Annotated in this window: 1 pseudogene; it reads left to right on the forward strand. The window is 41.6% G+C overall.

Annotation, left to right across the window (positions count from 1 at the left end):
- A pseudogene (locus tag ACG9ZB_RS16725) lies at window positions 1-502 on the forward strand (IS3 family transposase); the annotation flags it as partial.

The following is a 502-nucleotide window of genomic DNA, read 5'->3' on the forward strand; positions in this document are numbered from 1 at the left end:
GTGTTTGGCGTGGTAAGAATAAACAAACCACCCGTAACCGAGATGACCAAAAACGGGCAGATGATTTAGTGAAACGTAATTTTAATGCTGATCATCCTGACCCTTGCGAAGCAATGCTTCTCAGGTGGGTGACTTTACCTATATTGAAACTCATTCAGGCTGGGTATATACCGCATTTGTTATTGATGTGTTCTCACGAGCAATTGTTGGATGGAAAGTATCTACACGGATGAATACAGATATGGTGCTCGATGCATTGGAGCAAGCATTGCACGATCGAGGCATGCCAAAGAATGTGATTCATCATTCCGACAGAGGTGTGCAATATCTTTCTATTCGCTATACCAATCGTTTAGAAGCTGCAAATTTACGAGCATCAGTCGGTACAACTGGTGATTCATACGATAATGCTTTGGCTGAAACGGTGAATGGCTTATACAAAACAGAGGTGATTGAATATTTAAAAGCAGATTGGCAAGGTTTAGCAGATGTACAACTTGCG

It is taken from the genome of Acinetobacter johnsonii, assembly GCF_048551975.1.
GTDB lineage: Bacteria > Pseudomonadota > Gammaproteobacteria > Pseudomonadales > Moraxellaceae > Acinetobacter > Acinetobacter johnsonii_A.